Raw genomic sequence first — 21,010 nt, forward strand, 5'->3', positions numbered from 1 at the left:
GCGAGTGTAGGCGCTGCCGCCGTGCACACCGGGTCAGCGTGGACGCCGACGGACCGATCGCGTCGGCGTTCTGCCACGGCCGTCGAAAAACCCGGGGCGGATGGCGCCGTCGCTCCGCGTGCGAGCAACGCAGCGCTACTGCACGCCCAAGCCGGGAATCGCGCTGATCGCCGCCGGATCGAACCCGGCCAGCTGGGCGAAATGGCGGCCGCGCGCGACGTAGTCGCTATAGGCGCCGAAGCTGGGCGCACCCGGCGACAGCAGCACCACGCCGCCCTGCTCGCCCAGCGCCTGGCGCGCCAGCCGCACCGCGTGCTCCAGGTCGTCGGCAGCATGCAGGCCGAAGCGGCCGCTTACGGCCAGCGGCGCCAGCAACGCATGGATCCGCGGCCCGTTCGCGCCCATGGTGACGATTTCCAGCGGCGCCTGCTGCGCCATCTGCGCGGCAAAATCCTGCCAGTCCAACCCGCGATCGTGGCCACCGACCAGCAAGGCCACACGACGTTGCGCAAAGCAGGCCAGCGCCGCCAGTGAGGCATGCGGGGTGGTGCTGATGGAGTCGTTGACGTAGCTGATGCCGCCCACGCTGCCGAGCAACTGCAGGCGGTTCGGCAGCGGGCGGAAGCTCGCTGCGGCCGGTGCCAGCGCCGCCGCATCCAGCCCCAGGGCTTCCAGCGCTGCCAGCACCGCGCACAGGTTGCGCCGATTGTGTTCGCCGGGCAGCGGCACGTTGGCGGTGTCGAACACCGGCTGCTCGCCGCGATACACCACATCGCCGCGCAGGTGCCAGCCATCGGGATGGTTGAACCAGCGCACCTCGCTGTCGGGCAACTGCAGTTGGGTCAGATGCGGATCGGCAGCATTGAGCAAGGCAATGCGCGGGCGGCCTTCGGTGACCAGCGCCAGCTTGTCGCGCACGTAGCGCGCCTCGTCGCCATGCCAGTCCAGATGCTCGGGAAACAGGTTCAGCACCAGCGCCAATTCCGGACGCGCGCCGCTGCGCCCCACTTCGCCGGTCTGATAGCTGGACAGCTCGATCGCCCAATAGCCCGGCGCCGGTTGCGGCGCCTGCACTTCCAGCAAGGGTTGGCCGATATTGCCGACCAGGGCGGTGCGATGGCCGGCCGCGCGCAGCAGATGCGCCAGCAGCGCGGTGGTGGTGCTCTTGCCCTTGGTGCCGGTGACGCAGATGGCGCCAGGCACATAGCCGTCAGGCTGCGCATGCTCGGCAAACCACAACGCAGTGCCGCCGATGAATTGCGTGCCGTTCTCGGTTGCGGCGGTGTGCGCCTCGGGACGATACGGGCTGATGCCGGGCGATTTCACCACCACATCGAACCGGCCCAGCGCCTGCGCGCTGGCGTCGGTTTCCACATGCAACGCAGCATCGGCCAGCGTCTCGAGCTCGCGCGCTTCGTCGGCGTTGCAGAACACCGTCAGCGATTGGCCGGGCAACGCGGCGCGCAGTGCGCGGTACGCGGCGCGTCCTTCGCGCCCCCAGCCCCATAACGCAACCGCCTTGCCCTCAAGCTGCGAAATTCGCACGCACGCGCTCCCACAGCGCCGACGGAATCCGGTGTTCGCCGTCGATCGCCAGCAACGGCTCCAGCTGCAGCGCCTGCTGGTCCAGCTGCGGCTGGATCTCGCGGATGAAACGCAGCACCAGCGCGTCTTCCTTCCATTCGGCACGGCTGGCCAGCACCGCCATCGCCGCGCGCGATTCGCGGCCTTCACCGACGCATTCGAACGGCTTGTGGTCCTGGAATTCCAGCAGCGCATCGTAGCCGCCGGCCTGGGTTGCGTCGTCGAGCAGATTGCGTCCGAAGATCTTGACCAGCCGCGTCTTGGGCATGAACGGTGCCAATGCCAGGAACACGAAATGGCACTTCGGGCAGACCCCGCACCAGCGATGCACCGGGCGCTCGCCCATGATGTGGAAGTTGCGGTTGCAGCTGGAAAAATGCGCGTCGTAGTGATCGGTCTTGGCGAACTGGCGCGCCACCGCCAGCTCCGACAACGGCCGCAGCAACGAGTAGTACCGTAGGTCGGCCGCCACGTGCCGCTGCACGTAATCGCCGAACGCCTGCTCGAACGCCCAGCCCTTGGACCATTGGTGATTGACCTCGCCGGTGCCGGGAATCTGGCTGCCGTAACTGGCCGAACGCTCGTTGGAAAACACCACCTGGTCCACGCCATTGAGCAAGGCCGACAACACCAGGATGGCCGAGTTCACCGCAGTGACCGGGATATGCCCGTTCCAGGCGCCCTGGCGATTGAGCTCGAACAATTCCGTCGCCAGCACGCGGCCGATATTGAGCACCGGCAGACCGGTGCGCTCGGCGCAGGCCCGGATCAGCTGCGAGCCGCCGATCCAGCTGACGGTCTGGTCGACACCGGCATGCCGCAGCGCTTCGATGCTGACCAGCGAATCCTTGCCGCCACCGATCGCAACCAGGGCGTGCTCGCGCAGGCCCAGCGCCGGCGCATCGCCGGCAGCCGGTGCCGTTACCGGCAAGTGGATCTTGCCGTGCAGGTTCAAGCCATTGCGATAGGCGAACTCGCCCAGGCCGTGCAGGTAGACGCTCTCCACCAGCGCAGCGGTATCGGCATCGATGCTGTAGCTGTCAATGGCAATGGTCGGCGGCACTGCGGCCTTGTAGTAACTCACGCCCGCAATGAGGTGCAGCAACTGCAAGGCCTGTTGCACGGCGGCGGCACGCGCGCCGTCCAGCACGAATGGCGCGCCGGGCACGGCAACGGTTTCCACAAGTTCCGGCCCCTGATCGAAGGCATACACCAGCGTCGCCACGCCGGTCTGCGCGTCGAGTGCGCAACGCACGAAACGGAAGGTGGAAATCTGGTGTTTGTCGAAAGCGCTCATGGACTACCTGCAGGAACACGTACGCGACGCAGATAACGCCGGCACAGGACATATTCAATCATGGAAAACGGCACCGCAGCCCACAGCAGCGGCAGGCAACCGAACAGCACCGCCAGCAACAGCACATCTGGACGTGCAGCCGTGGCATCGCCGGACACCGCGAAGGCGATGGCGAGATACAGCGCCACCACCGGCACATAACTCAGCGCGCTCAACAGCACCGTGCGCACCGCCATCCCGCCACTGCGACGCGTGGGACCCCGCGCATCGCGCCGACGTTGCCAACGCCCGGCCAACCAAGCGCCGATACCGGCGGCGACCAGCGCGGGCAGCGCCCATTTGAAGGTGTCGCTCCATGGCATGCCCAGGCTCAGTTGCTGCAGCGCGGTGGCGAACACGATCGCAGCACCACCGGCCAGCGTACTGAGTGCAATGAACTCAGCCTGCGGGCGCATCGATCACCTCTTCGCGCGGCAATTCACGCTGGTTGTAAGTGCTGGCCATCGAGTAGCCGTAGGCACCGGCATCGGCCAGCAGCATCACATCGCCCGGCGCGGTGGCGGCAGGCAGACGACGGCGCTTGCCGAACACATCGGAGGATTCGCAGATCGGCCCGACGATATCGAAGCTGCCATCGGCCGGCGCATCGAGCTGGCTGAGGTTTTCGATGTCGTGCCAGGCGTCGTACAGCGCGGGGCGGATCAGCGTGTTCATGCCTGCATCCAGGCCCACGCGCTGCACGCCGTCCTTCTCGATCACCTGGGTCACCTGCGCCAGCAGCACGCCGGCTTCGGCCACCAAGTAGCGGCCCGGCTCGATCGCCAGCCGGTAGCCCGGATGCACCGCCTTGACCTCGGCCAGGCCCTTGGCCCACAGCTCCAGATCGAACGGTTCGTCTTCGGCGCTGTACGGAATCGGCAGGCCGCCACCGATATCGATGGTCTCCACCGTGCCGATGCGGCGCGCGAAGCCGGCCAGTTCGTCGTACATCATGCGCCAGTGTTCGCCGGTCTCCACGCCACTGCCCAGGTGCGCATGCACGCCGGTGATGGTGACCTCCAGCGTGCGCGCCACTTCCACGAACTCATCCACGCGCGTGGACGACAAGCCGAACTTGGACGCCTTGCCGCCGGTGTTGACCTTCTCGTGATGGCCATCGCCATGCCCCAGGTCGATGCGCAGCCACACGTTGCGGCCACGGAACACCTCCGGCCAGCGCCGCAATGCTTCGACGTTGTCCACGGTGACGGTCACGCCCAGCGCAAATCCCGCTTCGTATTCGGCCTTGGGCGCGAAACTCGGGGTGAACAGCACGCGCCGCGGCGACAGCTCGGGCAAGGTATCGAACACGCGGCGCAGCTCGCCGTGCGAAACGCATTCCAACCCGAACCCGGCCTGTTCCAGCGCCATCAGGATCGCCGGATGCGCATTGGCCTTGATCGCGTAATAGCGCTGATCCACCGCCGCGATCTGCGCCAGCGCCTGCGCCCGCGCACGCACCGTGGGCAGGTGATAGACGTAACGCGGCGTGCCGGCCTTGGACAGTGTCAGCAGGTGCGCGCGCTCGGCATGCCACCACGGCGTGGGCCGCGGGCGCACCGAGCCGATGATCTCGCGCCAGCGCGGCCCGAACACCTCGCCTTCGCTCACCGGCATCGCACCGCTGTCGATCAATTCCGCATGCAGGATCGGCAGCAGGCCATCGGCATCGGCTTCGTCGATGACGAAGGTCAGATTCAAGTCGTTGGACGACTGCGAGATCATGTGCACGCGCTCCTGCCCGAACGTGGCCCACACGTCGGAGAGCTTGTGCAGCAGCGAGCGCATGCCGCGCCCGACCAGGGTGATCGCCGCACACGGCACGATGATCTTGACCTTGCAGATCTGCGACAGATCGGCCGACAACGCCGCCAGCACATCGGTGTTGACCAGGTTCTCGGACGGGTCCAGCGACACGGTGACATTGGTCTCGGCCGAACCGATCAGGTCCACCGACAGGCCATGTTTCTTGAACAGGGTAAATACATCGGCCAGGAAGCCCACCTGCTGCCACATGCCGATGCCTTCCATCGACACCAGCACGATGCCGTTGCGCCGGCTGATCGCCTTGACGCCCGGCACCGGCTCGGCATTGCCGTCGATGCTGGTGCCGGGCAGATCGGGGCGCTCGGTATCCAGGATCGCCATCGGCACGCCGGAATCACGGCATGGCTTGATCGACCGCGGATGCAGCACCTTGGCACCGGTGGTGGCGATTTCCTGCGCCTCGTAATAGTCCAGGCGGGTCAGCAGCCGCGCGTCCGGCACGTCCTTGGGATTGGCGCTGAACATGCCGGGCACATCGGTCCAGATTTCCACCCGGCTGGCGCCGAGCAGCGCACCGAAATACGCCGCCGAGGTATCCGAACCGCCCCGCCCCAGGATCGCGGTGCCGCCATCGGCGTGCCGCGAAATGAAGCCCTGGGTGATCAACAGGCGCGTGGGCTGCGCATCGAAACGCACGCGCCAGTCGGCGTCGGACTGCCACTGGCAGGACACCGACAGACGCTTGGACCATTCGCTCTGATTGGGCTGCGGCGGCAGCGCCGACAGCCACTGGCGCGCATCCAGCCAGCCCATGTCCAGGCCGCTGGCATGCAGATACGCCGCACCGATGGTGGAAGACAGCAACTCGCCCTGCCCCAGCACCTCGGCCTGCCAGTCCAGCGTGCGGGTTGCCGCGCGCGCGTCGCCGATCAATGCATGCAGCGCGGCAAGGCGCTCGCCCAGCACTGCATCGGCATCCAGTTCCAGCTCGGCCAGGAACTCGCGATGACGCTGCTCCAGCGCCGCCACGCGCTGCGCGCTGTCGGCGGCGCCATCGGCAATCGCGGTGAGTTCGTTGGTCACGCCCGACAGTGCGGACACCACCACCAGCACGCGGCCGCCGGTCTCGTTGGCCCGTTTGCTCGCCAGTTTTCCAATCGTGTCCCAGCGATGACGACGCGACACCGAGGTGCCGCCGAACTTGAGGACGATCCAACGATCGGTAGAGTGGGGAGCTGACATGGAGATAGGCGTTTAGGATGAGGGGGAAGACGCCCGGTACGCCGGGCGGAACCTCCGATTCTACTGCCAATGCCGCCCGCATGACCCCGTGTACGGTCACAGCCTGCCGGCAGCCACGGCCATCACCGCAACGGTTTGCGCTGCAACCATCGACGCGCCTTCCATCAACCGAGATCCATGCCCCATGAGCAAGCACCGCTACCTGCAACTGGATGTGTTCGGCGGCCAGGACGGCCACGGCAATCCGTTGGGCGTGGTCCTCAACGCGCAGACGTTGTCGTCGGAGCAGATGCAGCAGATGGCCGCCTGGCTGAACCTGTCGGAGACGATCTTTTTCCTGCCGGTCAGCGCGCCCGATGCGGACTACCACATCCGTATCTTCACGCCACGCGCCGAGCTGCCGTTCGCCGGCCATCCCAGCGTCGGCGCTGCGTGGGCGGCGGCAACGCACGGGCTGGTGGCGTTCAAGCCCGACGGCCGGATGCGCCAGCAATGCGCAGCGGGCGTGCTGCCCGTAGAGGTAATCGACCGGCATGGCGCCCTGCTGGTGCGGCTGCGGGCACCGCGTGCGCAAGCAGTCGAAACCGGCGATGCGCATGTTGCGGCATTGCACGAGGCCTGCGCCGGCCTGCGCATGGCCGAACGCCCGGCCGCATTGTGGAACAACGGCCCCGGCTGGTGGCTGCTGGAACTGGCCGACGCGCAGGCGGTACGCCAGGCGCTGCCCGATCTGGCGGCGATCAGCCGCCTGACCCAGGCCAGCGCAGCCACCGGCCTGGCCATCTACGCCCCGCAGGCCAATGGCGATGCGGACCTGGTGGTACGCGCCTTCTGCCCCGCCGACGGCATCCCGGAAGATCCGGTCACCGGCAGCGCCAACGCCTGCATCGCCGCGCGCCTGCACGGCGAAGGCCGCGTGCCCGGTCAGGCGTCGCGCTATGTCGCCAGCCAGGGGCGCGAAGTCGGCCGCGACGGCCGTGTGCACGTGGAAGTGGATCACGAAGGCGAAGTCTGGATCGGCGGAACGACCAGGCAAGTGATCGAAGGCCGCATCGATTGGTAAGCTGCCGCGCCCTGTTCGCCGAGCTGCCACCATGACCACTCGCCGTTTTCTACAACTGGATGTGTTCTCCGCCCGCCCCGGCAGCGGCAACCCGCTGGCGGTGGTGCTGGATGCCCAAGGCCTGGACGATGCCGCGATGCAGGCCATCGCACGCTGGACCAAGCTGCCGGAAACCACCTTCGTGTTTGCGGCGCCGGATGCGCACAGCAGCTATCGGCTGCGGATGTTTTCCCCGCAAAAGGAAGTGCCGTTTGCCGGCCACCCTAGCGTCGGCACCGCCCACGCGGTGCTGGAAGCCGGCCTGGCCGCACCGGACGACGGCGTGCTGATCCAGGACGGCATCGCCGGCCAGCTGCCGCTGCGCGTGGAGCAGATCGCAGGCCACCGCAGCATCGCCATCCGCACCCCGCGCGCGCGCGCGGCCGAGCAGGTGGAGGCCGACGACCCGCGCCTGCGCGATGCGGTGCGCGGCTGGCCACTCGGCAGCCTGCCGCCCGCCTTGATGGACGGCGGCCGCACCTGGTGGGTGGTGGAACTGGTCAGCGAAGCGGCGCTGCGCGGCCTGCAGCCGGACTGGGACGCGATCGCCGCGCTGGCCGAATCCACCGGCAGCATGGGCGTGTTCGCCTATGCCCGCGCCGCAGCGCCCGGTGCCTACGATCTGGCGGTACGCGCCTTCGTCGGCAATGGCCGGCGCTTCGAAGATGCCGCCTCCGGCGCGGCCAATGCAGTGCTCGCCGCCTGGCTGGACAGCCGCCAGGCATTGCCGGGCAAGGAACGTCGCTACGTGGTCAGCCAGGGCCGCGAGATCGGCTTCGACGCCTTGCTGGAATTGCGCATCGATGCCAATGGCGATGTATGGTCTGGCGGCCAGGTGCAGACGGTGATCCGCGGCACGCTGGATTGGGCGTGATCGCGCCTGATCCCGCAGGCTGAAGAGTGCCTGCGCGGAAACAAGAAACGCTGCGGTCGCCCGCAGCGTTTTTTCATTCAACCGGCCGATGTCGATCGCCTGACCGCAGCGTGCGGCAGCGCGGCGGTCAGTCTGGGCGCACGTCCACGCGCACGCGGATGCGGTCGCCCGGGTTGTAGTCGCTACGCGTGTGATAGGTGCGGCCGGCGTATTCGTAGGTCACGTCGTAGCCATCGACACGATCGCGTTCGCGCCGGTAGGACACCGGCTCGCAGACGCTGACGTTGCCCTGATAGTTGCGATTATTGGCTTCGTAGATCGAGCGGCCCGCCGCGACGCCGGCCATGGTGCCGACCGCGGTGCCGACCAGGCGGCCATTGCCGCCACCGACCTGGCTACCAAGCACCGCACCGGCGATACCACCGATCACGCTGGCCACGCCACGGTTGGACACACCAGCCTGGCCATAGCTGCCGCCATCGCGGTAGTAGCCGTCGTTGCGGGTGTAGTAGCCATCGGCCGGGCGGTTGTAGCAGCGCTCGCTGCTGCGCTCGTTATACGAATCGGTCACGATGATCGGGTCCACGCGCACTACCCGCGCATATTCGTAGCGACCATCCTCATCGCTGCCACGTCCGTAGTAGCCGCTGTCATAGCGCTGCGCCGTTGCATTGCCTGCAACTGCCAGACCCATCACCAGAGCACCAAGCACAAGAGTTTTCATTGCGGCAGCTTCACAGGGAGGACACGCTGCCGATGCTCGGCCTGCGCCAGTGAAACCGCCCTGAACCAAACCGCCCTTGCAACGCCCTATTCAGGTCGCCGCCAGCTGCGTGCGCCGGCAGCCATCGCCGGCGCACGCAGGGAATCACGCCTGGTTGGAAAACTCGCTTTCCAGACTGATCGGCACAGCGCTCAGCGCCTTGGACACCGGGCAGTTCTTCTTCGCGGTGTCGGCCAGTTCGCGGAACTTGGCTTCGTCGATCCCCGGCACCACGGCCTTGAGCTTGAGACGGATCTGCGACAGCTGCGGGCCGCCTTCCATCGACAGATCCACGTCTGCGCGCGTCTCCAGCGAGGTCGGCGGAAAACCGGCTTCGCTCAGCTGTGCCGACAGTGCCATGGTGAAGCAGCCGGCGTGCGCGGCGGCAATCAGCTCTTCCGGGTTGGTGCCCTTCTCGTCGCCGAAGCGGCTGCTGAAGGCGTAGCGGGTCTTGTCCATCAGCCCGCTTTGCGGCGTGCTGAGCTGGCCCTTGCCGGTCTTGAGGTCGCCTTCCCAGTGAGCGGTGGCGTGACGCGAAATACCCATTGCGATCTCCTGCGATGAAAGGAGCGGCCACGATAGGCGAGTGGATGTTATGGCGTGGTGCCTGGATTCGGGATTCGGGATTCGGGATTCGGGATTCGGGATTCGGGATTCGGGGATTCGGGAATCGGGAATCGGGAATCGGGAATCGGGAATCGTAAGAGCAGGACGCGCGCGTCCTGATGGCAAGGGCTTTGCGAGCGTCTGCGCGAAGACGCTCGGCCGGCGGCGGCCGCGACCGCAGTGTGGGTGCGCGGTCGCGTCGCTGGGCTGGCTCAACCCAGCAGGGTTTCCAGTACGGCCATGCGCACCGCCACGCCGTTGGCGACCTGGCGCAGCACGCACGATTGCGCGCCGTCGGCGACTTCGTCGGTGATTTCCACGCCGCGGTTGATCGGGCCCGGATGCAGCACGGCAGCGTTGCGGCCGGCGCGTGCCAGGCGCTCGCGGGTCAGCCCATAGACGGCGTGGTATTGCTCCAGCGACGGCACCAGGCCTTCTTCCATGCGCTCGCGCTGCAGGCGCAGCATCATCAAGGCGTCGGCACCTTCCAGCATGGCGTCGAAGTCCTGGCCGACCACGCAACCATCCAGCATGTCGTCGTCGGGCAGCAGGCTGGCCGGACCGCAGACGCGGATCTCGCCGGCGCCCAGCGTGCGCAGTGCATGCAGGTCCGAGCGCGCAACGCGTGAGTGCTTCACGTCGCCGACAATCACCACCTTGAGCTTGGAGAAATCGGTGCCCTTGGCCTGGCGCAGGGTGAGCATGTCGAGCAGGCCCTGGGTGGGATGCGAACTGCGTCCGTCACCGGCGTTGATCAAGGCGGTGCCCTCGCCTGCGGCCGCGGCCAGCGCTTCCACCGCACCGTCGTCGGGATGGCGCACCACGAAGCCGCGTACGCCCATCGCCTCGAGATTCTTCAGCGTGTCGCGCGCGGTCTCGCCCTTGCGCGTGGACGAGGTGGAGGCATCGAAGTTGAGCACGTCCGCGCCCAGCCGCTGCGCAGCCAGATGAAACGAGCTGCGCGTGCGCGTGGACGGTTCAAAGAACAGCGTGCACACCGCGGTGCCGGCGAGCACGCTGCGCTTGCCCACGCGCCCCACCGCCGCATCGCGGATCTGGCCGGCACGATCGAGCAGCTGCAGCAGCGTGGTGCGCGGCAGTCCTTCCAGGGTGAGCAGGTGGCGCAGGCGTCCGTCCGAATCGAGTTGCATGGTGGTCATCGCAGGTCGGGAGTGTCAGGGAAGAAGAGTGGCTTGGTCGGGCGCGGCCAACCAGCGTTCGACGATCACCGCCGCCGCCATCGCGTCCAGTGCCTCGGCATCGCGGCGGCGCTTGCGCCCGTCGGCGCGCTCGCGCGCGAAGCGCTGCGCGGCTTCGACCGAACTGGAGCGCTCGTCGATCAGCACCACCGGCAGCGCATAGCGCTCGCGCAGTTGGCGGGCGAAGGCATGCGCGCGCTTGCGTGCGGGCTGGTCCTTGTCGTCCAGGGTCAGCGGGTCACCGACCACCAGGCCGTCGGGGCGCCATTGCTTGTGCACGCGATCCAGCGCGACCCAGTCCGGGCCATTGGCATGCACATTGATGACGGCCACCGCACGCGCACCGGCGCCGAGCGCAGTGCCGATGGCCACGCCGATGCGGCGCGATCCCACGTCGAAGCCCAGCACCGTGCCATCCGGGCGGATCGCGCCCGCCTCAGGCATGCCCGGAATAATCCGTCAGCCGGAACAGATCCACGCCGATACGCCCGGCAGCGGTCTGCCAGCGATCTTCCAGCGCGGTGGCGAACAGCACATTGGCATCCGACGGCGCGGTCAGCCAGCTGTTCTCGCCCAGTTCGAACTCCAGTTGCCCCGCGCCCCAGCCGGCACAGCCCAGCGCCACCAGCGCATTGCGCGGCCCTTCGCCGGCCGCCATCGCTTCGAGAATGTCGCGCGAGGTGGTCAGGTAGACACCCTGCCCCACTTCCAGGCTGGAATCCCAGTCGCGCGCATCGTCGTGGATGACGAAACCGCGCTCCGGGTGCACCGGCCCGCCGCTGAGCACGATCTGCTCGCGCAGGTGCTCGTCGACGGTGTCGATGCCCATCTGCGACAGGACCTCGCCCAGCGTGTATTCGGAGGGCCGGTTGACCAGCACGCCCATGGCGCCGTTCTCGTCGTGCTGGCAGATCAGCGCGACGCTGCGCGAAAAGGTGGGATCGGACAGCGCCGGAAGCGCGATCAGCAGTTGGTTGGCCAGAGGCGTGGGCAAAACAGACATGGCCGCATTCTAGCCGTTCGTTCTGCCGCGCGCAGAGCCGATGCGATACTTGGGGGCAGACTAACGCCAAGGACCGACGATGCAGACCACACCAGAATCCGTCACCGCGGTCGCCGATGCGCCATTGCCCCGCCGGATCCGCACATTCATCGTGCTGATCGCACTGCTGCAGGGCGGCCTGCTGTATCTGGCCGCACTGGGCCAGCAACACGGCGTGTGGCCCTTCACCGACTTGGGCGCGCGGATCTGCTGGTACACCGTGGTGCTGACGGTGCCTGGCCTGGTGCTGCTGAGCGTGCAGGATCTTCGCGATTGGCGGTTGTGGCAGCACGTGGCGGCAAGCACGCTGGTATTGGCCGCCCTGGGCAGCTGGGCGGCGTGGAGCGCCACCGGCGCGCCGACCCTGCAGATCGCCACGGTGCTGTGGTCGTTCGGCTTCACCGTCACGGTCGGCTGGTTCGTCGCCCTGCCCTGGCTGCAGCACCGGCAACTGCACGGTCATTGGCGGGCGGGCTACCACGCCCTGTTCGAATACGCCTGGCAGAACGCGCTGACGCTGGCGCTGGCACTGCTGTTCGTGGGGGTGTGCTGGATGGTGCTGGGGCTGTGGGCCAGCCTGTTCGCGCTGGTCAAGATCAGCTTCTTTGCCGAACTGTTCCGCGAACAGGCGTTTGTCTACCTGGCGACCGGCGTCATCACCGGGCTGGGCATCCTGATCGGGCGCACCCAACACCGCGCGGTGCAGGTGTTGCGGCAGATCCTGTTCGCCCTGTGCACCGGTCTGCTGCCGCTGCTGGCCGGCATTGCGCTGCTGTTCCTGCTGGTGCTGCCGTTCACCGGGCTGCAGGCGCTCTGGCAGACCCGTTCGGCCGCCACGATCCTTATCAGCCTGGTGTTCGGGCTGGTGCTGTTCACCAACGCGGTGTACCAGGATGGCAGCGGGCTGCCGCCGTATCCGCGCTGGTTGCGTCGGATGATCGAGGCCGGCCTGCTCAGCCTGCCACTACACGCAGCGCTGGCCGCATACGCGGTGGGCCTGCGCATTGCGCAGCACGGCTGGACCAGCGACCGCGTCTGCGCCGCATTGCTGGCCGCACTGGCGCTGGCCTATGCGGTGGCCTACGCGTTGGCGGTGTTGCGACCACGCGCCGATCGTTGGCTGCCGCAGCTGGCCGGCGGCAACAAGGTGCTGTCGTGGGTGGTGATCGGCCTGGCCGTGCTGGTCAACACTCCCGTGCTCGACCCCTACCGCATCACCGTGCAGAGCCAGATGCAGCGCCTGGCCAGCGGCACGCAAGAGAGCGTGGACAAGAACCTGGAATTCCTGCGCTTCGAAAATGGCCGCCGCGGCTATCTGGCGGTGCAGTCGCTGCGCCAAACCACCGCCTTTGCCGGCAACCCCGCACGCAAGCAGAAGCTGGAACAGCTGCTGGCGCGCACCAGCCGCTGGGGCGGCAATGACAGCGTGGAAGATCAGAAGGACAAGCAGCTGACCGACCTGGCCAAGATCCGCCAGCATGTGACCGTGGCAGCCGGCCAGGCAGACCCGCCGGCGGACTGGTGGCAGTACCTGATGAGCTCCAAGCCGCTCTCGGGCGCTTGCACCCAGGGCAACAGCAACTGCGTGGTCAGCAGCAGCGACATCGATGGCGACGGCCAGCTCGATCTGCTGCTGTGCAATCTCAACAGCGACTATGCGGTCGCCTGCGAGCTGCAGACCCGCAACCGGCATGGCTGGTATCAGGCCGGTACGGCACAGCTCTATTCGCTCGACGACGAGGCCATGAGTGAAGTGAGCCAGGCGCTGCGCAAAGCTCAGATCCAGACACGGCCCACCCGCTGGCCGGACCTGGCGCTGCCGGGAGACCGACGCATCCACATCCGACCCAGCGAAGAAGGCATCCGTCCGGAGTCCCGGCCATGAGCGGCTATTGCGCCATCGCACCGGGCCACCCGATTCATGGCCATTACCACGACCACGAATACGGCTTCCCGCAGCGCGACGAGCGCGAGCTGTTCGAGCGCCTGGTGCTGGAGATCAATCAGGCCGGGCTGAGTTGGGAAACCATCCTGCGCAAGCGCAGCAACTTCCAGCGCGCCTACGACGGCTTCGACGTGGACACGGTGGCCGCCTATGGCGAGAGCGACATTGCGCGGCTGCTCGGCGATGCCGGCATCATCCGCAACCGGTTGAAGGTGCTGGCGGCCATCCACAATGCGCAGGTCATCCAGCAGTTACGCGCTTCGCACGGCAGTTTCGCGCAATGGCTGGATGCACAGCATCCGCTCGACAAAACCGCCTGGGTCAAGCTGTTCAAGAAGACCTTCCGCTTCACCGGCGGCGAGATCACCGGCGAATTCCTGATGAGCCTGGGCTACCTGCCAGGCGCGCACCATGCCGATTGCCCGGTGTTTAAGCGCATCCAGGCGCTGTCGCCGCCGTGGATGCGCAACGGCACCGTCTAGCGGCAACGTCGGCGCGCACACGCCGGCAAGCAGCCGCACGGCGCATGGCGGCAGCGGCAATGCGCAACATGCCGCCTCGACGTGCCGCGTAGCGGCCGAGCGCAGCTAGATCAACGGCGCCCGATAACGCGCTGGATCACACGCCCATATAACGATGCGGGCGGTGATTGAACATCAGCACCAGGCTCAGCATCAACGCACCCAGCGCCGAATACAGCACCTTGTCCGGGGTGAGGACACTGAAGGCGACCAGCATCAGCATCGCATCGAAACTCATCTGCACCTTGCCGGCGCTCCAGCCGCGCTCGCGCTGCAGGTACACCGCCAGAATGCCGATGCCGCCCAGGCTGCCGCGATGGCGAATGAAGAACAGGATGCCCAGGCCCGCCAGCGCGCCGCCGACGATCGCCGAAAACAGCGTGCTGATGTGCGCGTAATCGGCCCAGCGCGGCAGCAGGTCGGTGAGCGCACCGCAGGCGCCTACCGCGGCAAAGGTCTTCAGGGTGAATTCCCAGCCCATGCGGCGCACGCTCAGCCAATAGAACGGCAGGTTGACCAGCACGAACACCAGGCCGAAGTTCCAGTGCAGCGCGTAATGCAGCAAAAACGCCACGCCGGCCATGCCGCCGATCATCAGGCCGCCCTTGGCGAAGATCGCCAGGCCCAGCGAAGCCACCAGCGTCGCCAGCACCATGCCCTGCACATCCTCGGCCACCGAGTGATGAAACGCGTGGTCGTCGGCCGAAGTGCCGGCCGAATCCGGTGGCGGCGTCAACGGACCGGAAGTCATCACTGTGCCGTCGTCGGGCAACGGCTGTTGCTCCGGACGGAGATCGGAATCGGGAAGGCTCACGGGCTGGGCACTGCGGTGGGGTGCGGATATTAGACACTATCGGCCCGCCTGGTTACATCTGAAACATCACCCCACGCGCGCGTTGCGCCGCTGCACGTTCATCGGCCATGGCGGCGCCCGCCGCCGGCATCGCGCGCGAAACAGCTGCAAGCAGCACGCTGGATCGGATTCAGCGCAGACCATCCCGCTTCCTTCCATGCACGCCTGGCCATCCGCCACGGCGTGCAGCGCTCCTGCAGGCGCTCAGCGAACCTCGGCGATCTCCACGCCATCCAGGCCCTGCGCCAGGGTCTTGGCGTCGCCACCCTGCGACAGCTTGATGCGCAGGCGCACCTCGTTCTGCGAGTCGGCGTAGCGCAGCGCGTCTTCGTAGCTGATCTCGCCGGCCTGGTACAGCTCGAACAGGCTCTGGTCGAAGGTGCGCATGCCCAGGTTGGTGGACTCCTTCATGATCTCCTTGAGCTTGTGGATCTCGCCGTCGCGGATGTAGTCCTGCACCAGCGGCGTGCCCAGCATGATCTCCATGGCCACGCGGCGGCCGCGCCCATCCGGGGTCGGAATCAACTGCTGCGCGACCACGCCCTTGAGATTGAGCGACAGGTCCATCAACAGCTGGTTGCGCCGGTCTTCCGGGAAGAAGTTGATGATGCGGTCCATCGCCTGGTTTGCGTTGTTGGCGTGCAGGGTGCACAACACCAGATGGCCGGTTTCGGCGAAGGCCACGGCATGATCCATGCCTTCGCGGGTGCGCACCTCGCCGATCATGATCACGTCCGGCGCCTGGCGCAGGGTGTTTTTCAGCGCGTTTTCCCAGCTGTCGGTATCGATGCCGACTTCGCGCTGGGTGATGATGCAGCCCTCGTGCTTGTGCACGAATTCGATCGGGTCTTCGATGGTGATGATGTGCCCGGTGGAATTCTGGTTGCGGTAACCGATCATCGCCGCCAGCGAGGTGGACTTGCCGGTGCCGGTGGCGCCGACGAAGATGATGATGCCGCGCTTGGTCATCGCCAGCGTCTTGATCACCGGCGGCAGGCTCAACTCTTCCACCGTGGGGATGCGCGTTTCGATCCGGCGCAGCACCATGCCGACCTGGTTGCGCTGGTAGAAGCAGCTCACGCGAAAGCGCCCGACCCCGGACACGCCAATGGCGAAATTGCACTCGTGGGTCTTTTCGAATTCTTCGCGCTGCGACGGCGTCATCACGTTCAACACCAGATCGCGGCTCTGTTGCGCGGTCAGCGGGGTCTGGGTGATCGGACTGATCTTGCCGTGCACCTTGATCGCCGGCGGCATCCCCGAGGTGATGAACAGATCCGACGCCTTCTGGTGCGCCATCAGCTTGAGGAAGGAGGTGAAGTCGATGGTGCTCATGGCGTGCTCCTCGGGAGCAGGGATTCGGGATGGGAGATTCGGGATTCGCAAGAGCGGGGTCCGGTCCGGGAGCCGCCGTTGCGAATCCCCGATCCCGAATCCCGAATCCCGGCTACTCGAATATCCGCTTGTCCTTGGCGTACTCGCGTGCCTGGTTGCGCGTGATCAGGCTGCGCTTGACCAGGTCCTGCAGATGCTGGTCCAGCGTCTGCATGCCGTACTGCTGGCCGGTCTGGATCGAGGAATACATCTGCGCCACCTTGTCCTCGCGGATCAGGTTGCGGATGGCCGGGGTGCCGACCATGATTTCCCAGGCTGCGGTGCGTCCGCCGCCGACCTTCTTCAGCAGCGCCTGCGAAATCACCGCACGCAGCGACTCGGACAGCATCGAGCGCACCATCGGCTTTTCGCCGGCCGGGAACACGTCGATGATGCGGTCGATGGTCTTGGCCGCCGAGCTGGTGTGCAGGGTGCCGAACACCAGGTGGCCGGTTTCGGCGGCGGTCAGCGCCAGGCGGATGGTCTCCAGATCGCGTAATTCGCCGACCAGGATGATGTCCGGATCTTCGCGCAGCGCCGAGCGCAGCGCCTCGTTGAAGCCGTGCGTATCGCGGTGCACTTCGCGCTGGTTGATCAGGCACTTTTGCGAGGTATGCACGAATTCGATCGGATCCTCGACCGTGAGGATGTGGCCGTATTCGTTCTTGTTGATGTAGTCGATCATGCCGGCGAGCGTGGTCGACTTGCCCGAACCGGTCGGGCCGGTGACCAGGATCAAACCCTGCGGCTGGTCGATCAACTGGCGGAAGATCGGCGGGCAGCCCAGGTCTTCCAGCGTCAGCACTTCGGAAGGAATGGTACGGAACACCGCACCGGCGCCGCGGTTCTGGTTGAACGCATTGACGCGGAAGCGCGCCAGCGACGGAATCTCGAACGAGAAGTCGACCTCGAGGAATTCCTCGTAATCGCGACGCTGCTTGTCCGACATGATGTCGTAGACCAGCGCGTGCACCTGCTTGTGGTCCAGGGCCGGAATATTGATGCGACGGACATCGCCATCGACACGGATCATCGGCGGCAAGCCGGCCGACAGGTGCAGGTCCGATGCCTTGTTTTTGACGGAAAACGCCAATAGTTCAGCGATATCCATGCGCTGCTTTTCCCCTAGGCTGCGATTGGAAGGTACTCCCCGAGCGGCAGTATAGCGTTCTGGCTGCTGGCGGGAAGCGGCGCGCGGCCGGTTCAGGCCGGCGCCGTCGGGCGCGCCTGAAGGCGTTGGTTTGGGCACGCGGTGCGGGCACGGTCCTTGCCTGGGCCAGCGCCGCGCCGATCGCCAGCTCGCCCCGCCTGTGGGCAGGCTCGCCGCGGGCTGGCGCCACTGCAGCGTCATCGCCGGCCCGATCCGGCGCGCCGGCTGGAAGGACGCAGCCGGGGGCGGCACTATAGCGTTCCTTTCCCGCCTGGATTGCCACGTGCCGGCTTCGTCGCTGCAGCAGATTCTCGATGCCATCCACGCCGCCGCGGCTCGGCACGCGCGCGCCGATGTGCGCCTGCTGGCGGTGTCCAAGACCCGGCCGGCAGATGCGGTTGCCGCGCTGGCGGCGCAGGGCCAGCGCGCATTCGGCGAAAACTACGTGCAGGAAGCGCAAAGCAAGATTGCCCAACTGCAGACGCTGGGACTGGAGTGGCACCTGATCGGCCACCTGCAATCCAACAAGGCCGAACTGGCCAGCCAGTGGTTCGACTGGGTGCAGACCGTGGACCGCGCCAAGCTGATCGCGCCGCTGGCCAACCACCGCCCGGCCGGTCGCGCACCCTTGAATGTGCTGATCCAGGTCAACATCGACGACGAGGACAGCAAGCACGGTTGCGCGCCGGAGGCGGTCGACGGTCTGGCCGCGGCCATCGCGCTGCAGCCGCGGCTGCAACTGCGCGGCCTGATGGCGATCCCCGCGCCGTTTCCCGAGGAGGCGCGCCGCATGGCAGCGTTTACCCGCATGCAGGCACTGTTCGAAGAGCTCAAGCGCGGCTACCCGCAGGTGGATACCTTGTCGATGGGCATGAGCTCGGATTTTGCCGAAGCGATCGCGGCCGGCGCGACCATGGTGCGGGTCGGGACCGCGTTGTTCGGCGAACGCGGCTCGTCGGCTGCCGCGGCGTCCTGACCCCCGGTCCCGATCGGCCTCGCGTAGCACATCGCCGTTTCCTCTTACTTAAGGTGTCGCAATGACTCTGCCCTCTTCGCCCGCGCCTTCCACTGCAATCACCGCATTCGTCGGTGGCGGCAACATGGCGCGCAGCCTGATTGCCGGGCTGATCCGGCAAGGTGTGCCCGCGGCCAGCATCCGCGTCGCCGAGCCGGTGGCCGAACTGCGCGATGCGCTGTCGCGCGACTTCGGCGTGCATGCGGTGGAGCAGGCGCGCAGCGCCGTGGACGGCGCAGCCATCTGGGTGCTGGCGGTCAAGCCGCAGGTGCTGCCAGCGGTTTGCGCGCAGCTGGCCGATCTTGCGCAGGCGCAGCAGCCGCTGCTGCTGTCCATCGCCGCCGGCATCACCGCTCCGCAGCTGGAACGCTGGTCCGGCGGCGAGCTTGCGGTGGTGCGTGCAATGCCCAACACACCCGCCCTGCTCGGTGCCGGCGTCACCGGCTTGTATGCCAATCCACACGTCTCCGACGCGCAACGCGCGCAGGCAACCGGCCTGCTGGAGAGCGCCGGCGTCACCGTCTGGATCGACGACGAGTCGCAGATGGATGCGGTGACCGCGGTCTCCGGCAGCGGGCCGGCCTATGTGTTTCTGCTCGCCGAAGCGATGGAAGCCGCCGCGCAGGCGCAAGGCCTGCCAGCCGACACCGCACGCACGCTGGTGCTGCAGACCCTGCTCGGTGCCTCGCGCATGCTGACCGAATCGGGCGAAGCACCGGAGCTGCTGCGCCGCCGGGTGACCTCGCCCAACGGCACCACGCAGGCGGCAATCGAGACATTTCAGGCCGGCCAGTTCGAAGCGCTCACCGCCAAGGCGATTGCCGCAGCGACCGAGCGCGGCCGTAGCCTGTCGGCGGCCAATGATTAGTCGACCGGTGACGGGACATCGTCCAAAGCAGGAATGTCTCGCAGCGGCCAGCCGTGCCCCGCGCGCGGGAGTGCCACGGCGACCGTGCAGTGGAACCGTCACGACACGTCGCGCATCGGCGCCTGCCAGGTGCAGGAAAAAAACCCGGCGCACGTGACTGCGCACATGGCAGCAACAGCGCGAACGCAGCGGGTCGACGGATCGAAGCCGGCAACGCCAGACGTCTCCTGCAAGGCGTAGCCACGCAGCAACGCTGATCGCGGCAGCGAACGCCACCGCCAGCTGCACGCCGTAGCCACTCCTCAGCGGCGAGCTCGATGCAAAACGCACACACGGCTTCGCGCAAACGATCTGCTGCTATGCGTCAGACACCGCATCGCCCTGCGCCTCGCAGCCGTGTCGACAGCGCTTTCGCGGAGGTTTTCTGCCGCCGGTGAACGAATCCCCGTCAAAAGACGCTTTTTTTCGGTTGTTTCATCGTTTCCCTATTGGCGGCGCGCAGCAGTTGCCCTACATTTCGCGTTGCCGACTGGGTCGGCAGACCCAACACCACCAACGATCACGGAACACATAACTCATGGCAAAAACCGCCGCTAAGAAGGCTGCCCCCAAGAAGGCAGTGAAAAAGGTCGCCGCGACCAAGACCGCAAAGCCGGCCAAGGCCGCTGCTGCCAAGTCCGCTGCGCCGAAGCCGATCAAGGAAGCGCTGAGCAAGACCGGCCTGGTCGCGCACATTGCCGAATCCACCCAGCTGGCTCCGAAGGACGTCCGCGCTGTTCTGGCCACGCTGGAATCGGCCGCTCATTCGTCGCTGAGCAAGAAGGGCGCCGGCTCGTTCACCCTGCCGGGCATGCTGAAGCTGACCAGCGTCCATGTGCCGGCCAAGCCGAAGCGCAAGGGCATCAACCCGTTCACCAAGGAAGAGCAGACCTTTGCAGCGAAGCCGGCCAGCTTCAAGGTCAAGGCTCGCCTGCTGAAGAAGTTGAAGGACGCCGCGCTCTAATCGAGCACGCCTGCGTTGTCACGAAGGCGGCCTGCGGGCCGTCTTTTTTGTGCGCGCGTGACCGCCCGCATCACTCCCCACATGCCGCTCATCGCCGCTTGCCTACCCTGTACGCTGATTTGCAACGCAGCAGGTGCATGTGACCGATCCGTCGTCTCCTCGCCCACCCACACCGCCGTCATCGGCAACCCGCAGCCCCGCGCGCCGCCTGCGCCGGCTGCTGGTGTCGATTGCGCTGCTGTGCGCCCTGGGTGTGGCCGCGCGCTGGGCATGGCAGTTGCCGGTCGCCGAACAACTGCGTACCAGTTGGGAGCTGTCGCGCATGCCGCCACCCGTGCAATTGTCGGTTCCGGTCGAAGGCGTGCAGGCGCGCCGCATCGCCGACACCTTCGGCGCACCGCGCGGTCGCGACCGACGCCATGCCGGCGTGGATATCTTCGCGCCGCGCGGCACGCCGGTGCTGTCCGCAACACGCGGGGTGGTCAGCGCCATCCGCGATCAAGGCCTGGGCGGCAAGCAGGTCTGGGTGCTCGGGCCGGCGATGGAGCGCCATTACTACGCGCACATGGACGATTGGGCCGCCGGGCTGGCCGTTGGCGATGTCGTCGAGCCCGGCACACCGCTCGGCATGGTCGGCACCACCGGCAACGCGCGCGGCACGCCGCCACATCTGCACTATGGTGTCTATGGGCGCAACGGTGCGTACGATCCACTGCCGCTGCTGCGCAAACCCGTGCCACAGCCGGCACAGTGAGCATGCTGGAAC

General features: G+C 66.9%; 20 protein-coding genes. 8 read left to right on the forward strand and 12 right to left on the reverse strand.

Features of this window, described 5'->3' with window-relative positions; translation table 11 throughout:
- Positions 1-135: 135 nt before the first annotated feature.
- From murD to DGN21_RS13545, 4 genes are read right to left on the reverse strand one after another with little or no spacing between them, the layout of a single operon-like run.
- Positions 136-1,545, reverse strand: coding sequence for a UDP-N-acetylmuramoyl-L-alanine--D-glutamate ligase (gene murD, locus DGN21_RS13530; RefSeq protein ID WP_126965883.1), 1,410 nt, complete (start codon positions 1,543-1,545; stop codon positions 136-138).
- Positions 1,526-2,881, reverse strand: coding sequence for a UDP-N-acetyl-alpha-D-muramoyl-L-alanyl-L-glutamate epimerase (gene murL, locus DGN21_RS13535; protein ID WP_126965882.1), 1,356 nt, complete (start codon positions 2,879-2,881; stop codon positions 1,526-1,528). Before murL ends, murD begins: the two co-directional genes overlap by 20 nt.
- Complete coding sequence (locus DGN21_RS13540) at positions 2,878-3,336, reverse strand: membrane protein (RefSeq protein WP_039813229.1); 459 nt, start codon at positions 3,334-3,336, stop codon at positions 2,878-2,880. The genes murL and DGN21_RS13540 overlap by 4 nt, the downstream gene beginning before the upstream one ends.
- A complete protein-coding gene (locus DGN21_RS13545; protein ID WP_126965880.1) occupies positions 3,320-5,929 on the reverse strand; it encodes a bifunctional aspartate kinase/diaminopimelate decarboxylase in 2,610 nt (869 codons plus the stop codon). Before DGN21_RS13545 ends, DGN21_RS13540 begins: the two co-directional genes overlap by 17 nt.
- Before the next feature lie 184 nt (positions 5,930-6,113).
- On the opposite strand from DGN21_RS13545, the gene DGN21_RS13550 reads away from it, so the two are divergent.
- Positions 6,114-6,992, forward strand: coding sequence for a PhzF family phenazine biosynthesis protein (locus tag DGN21_RS13550; RefSeq protein WP_016902364.1), 879 nt, complete (start codon positions 6,114-6,116; stop codon positions 6,990-6,992).
- A 31-nt stretch (positions 6,993-7,023) separates the two neighbouring features.
- The gene (locus DGN21_RS13555) at positions 7,024-7,905 is read left to right on the forward strand and encodes a PhzF family phenazine biosynthesis protein (RefSeq protein ID WP_126965879.1); all 882 of its coding nucleotides are present in this window, start codon (positions 7,024-7,026) and stop codon (positions 7,903-7,905) included.
- A gap of 127 nt (positions 7,906-8,032) precedes the next feature.
- Here DGN21_RS13555 and DGN21_RS13560 read toward each other — a convergent pair whose 3' ends face one another.
- The 5 genes from DGN21_RS13560 to DGN21_RS13580 all read right to left on the reverse strand — a co-directional run bounded on the left by DGN21_RS13560 (position 8,033) and on the right by DGN21_RS13580 (position 11,476).
- Positions 8,033-8,629 carry a glycine zipper 2TM domain-containing protein gene (locus DGN21_RS13560; protein WP_024939386.1) on the reverse strand — a complete coding sequence of 199 codons (597 nt, stop codon included), beginning with the start codon at positions 8,627-8,629 and terminating at the stop codon, positions 8,033-8,035.
- Between the two features lie 144 nt (positions 8,630-8,773).
- Complete coding sequence (locus tag DGN21_RS13565; protein ID WP_126965878.1) at positions 8,774-9,214, reverse strand: OsmC family protein; 441 nt, start codon at positions 9,212-9,214, stop codon at positions 8,774-8,776.
- A 272-nt stretch (positions 9,215-9,486) separates the two neighbouring features.
- Positions 9,487-10,434: an aspartate carbamoyltransferase catalytic subunit gene (locus DGN21_RS13570; RefSeq protein ID WP_126965877.1), complete on the reverse strand. Its 948-nt coding sequence runs from the start codon at positions 10,432-10,434 to the stop codon at positions 9,487-9,489.
- A 15-nt stretch (positions 10,435-10,449) separates the two neighbouring features.
- Positions 10,450-10,917, reverse strand: coding sequence for a Holliday junction resolvase RuvX (gene ruvX / locus DGN21_RS13575; protein WP_024939388.1), 468 nt, complete (start codon positions 10,915-10,917; stop codon positions 10,450-10,452).
- The gene (locus DGN21_RS13580) at positions 10,910-11,476 is read right to left on the reverse strand and encodes a YqgE/AlgH family protein (protein WP_011051924.1); all 567 of its coding nucleotides are present in this window, start codon (positions 11,474-11,476) and stop codon (positions 10,910-10,912) included. The genes ruvX and DGN21_RS13580 overlap by 8 nt, the downstream gene beginning before the upstream one ends.
- Positions 11,477-11,555: 79 nt before the next feature.
- On the opposite strand from DGN21_RS13580, the gene DGN21_RS13585 reads away from it, so the two are divergent.
- Positions 11,556-13,400 carry a DUF4153 domain-containing protein gene (locus DGN21_RS13585; RefSeq protein WP_126965876.1) on the forward strand — a complete coding sequence of 615 codons (1,845 nt, stop codon included), beginning with the start codon at positions 11,556-11,558 and terminating at the stop codon, positions 13,398-13,400.
- The gene (locus tag DGN21_RS13590) at positions 13,397-13,942 is read left to right on the forward strand and encodes a DNA-3-methyladenine glycosylase I (RefSeq protein ID WP_054591431.1); all 546 of its coding nucleotides are present in this window, start codon (positions 13,397-13,399) and stop codon (positions 13,940-13,942) included. Before DGN21_RS13585 ends, DGN21_RS13590 begins: the two co-directional genes overlap by 4 nt.
- Before the next feature lie 136 nt (positions 13,943-14,078).
- Here DGN21_RS13590 and DGN21_RS13595 read toward each other — a convergent pair whose 3' ends face one another.
- The 3 genes from DGN21_RS13595 to DGN21_RS13605 all read right to left on the reverse strand — a co-directional run bounded on the left by DGN21_RS13595 (position 14,079) and on the right by DGN21_RS13605 (position 17,319).
- The gene (locus DGN21_RS13595) at positions 14,079-14,753 is read right to left on the reverse strand and encodes a YitT family protein (protein ID WP_054591432.1); all 675 of its coding nucleotides are present in this window, start codon (positions 14,751-14,753) and stop codon (positions 14,079-14,081) included.
- 285 nt (positions 14,754-15,038) lie between these two features.
- Complete coding sequence (locus DGN21_RS13600) at positions 15,039-16,169, reverse strand: PilT/PilU family type 4a pilus ATPase (protein ID WP_016902355.1); 1,131 nt, start codon at positions 16,167-16,169, stop codon at positions 15,039-15,041.
- Positions 16,170-16,281: 112 nt separating this feature from the next.
- The gene (locus DGN21_RS13605; RefSeq protein WP_003489919.1) at positions 16,282-17,319 is read right to left on the reverse strand and encodes a type IV pilus twitching motility protein PilT; all 1,038 of its coding nucleotides are present in this window, start codon (positions 17,317-17,319) and stop codon (positions 16,282-16,284) included.
- A gap of 322 nt (positions 17,320-17,641) precedes the next feature.
- On the opposite strand from DGN21_RS13605, the gene DGN21_RS13610 reads away from it, so the two are divergent.
- The 4 genes from DGN21_RS13610 to DGN21_RS13625 all read left to right on the forward strand — a co-directional run bounded on the left by DGN21_RS13610 (position 17,642) and on the right by DGN21_RS13625 (position 20,998).
- Positions 17,642-18,334, forward strand: a complete 693-nt coding sequence (locus DGN21_RS13610) for a YggS family pyridoxal phosphate-dependent enzyme (RefSeq protein WP_215824949.1) — start codon at positions 17,642-17,644, stop codon at positions 18,332-18,334.
- 61 nt (positions 18,335-18,395) lie between these two features.
- Positions 18,396-19,241 carry a pyrroline-5-carboxylate reductase gene (gene proC, locus DGN21_RS13615; protein WP_215824950.1) on the forward strand — a complete coding sequence of 282 codons (846 nt, stop codon included), beginning with the start codon at positions 18,396-18,398 and terminating at the stop codon, positions 19,239-19,241.
- Positions 19,242-19,818: 577 nt separating this feature from the next.
- Positions 19,819-20,244, forward strand: a complete 426-nt coding sequence (locus DGN21_RS13620; RefSeq protein WP_026064288.1) for an HU family DNA-binding protein — start codon at positions 19,819-19,821, stop codon at positions 20,242-20,244.
- A 133-nt stretch (positions 20,245-20,377) separates the two neighbouring features.
- Positions 20,378-20,998 carry a M23 family metallopeptidase gene (locus DGN21_RS13625; protein WP_160954510.1) on the forward strand — a complete coding sequence of 207 codons (621 nt, stop codon included), beginning with the start codon at positions 20,378-20,380 and terminating at the stop codon, positions 20,996-20,998.
- Positions 20,999-21,010: the final 12 nt, after the last annotated feature.

This window comes from Xanthomonas sp. MLO165 (assembly GCF_018831305.1).
GTDB classification, from domain to species: domain Bacteria; phylum Pseudomonadota; class Gammaproteobacteria; order Xanthomonadales; family Xanthomonadaceae; genus Xanthomonas; species Xanthomonas arboricola.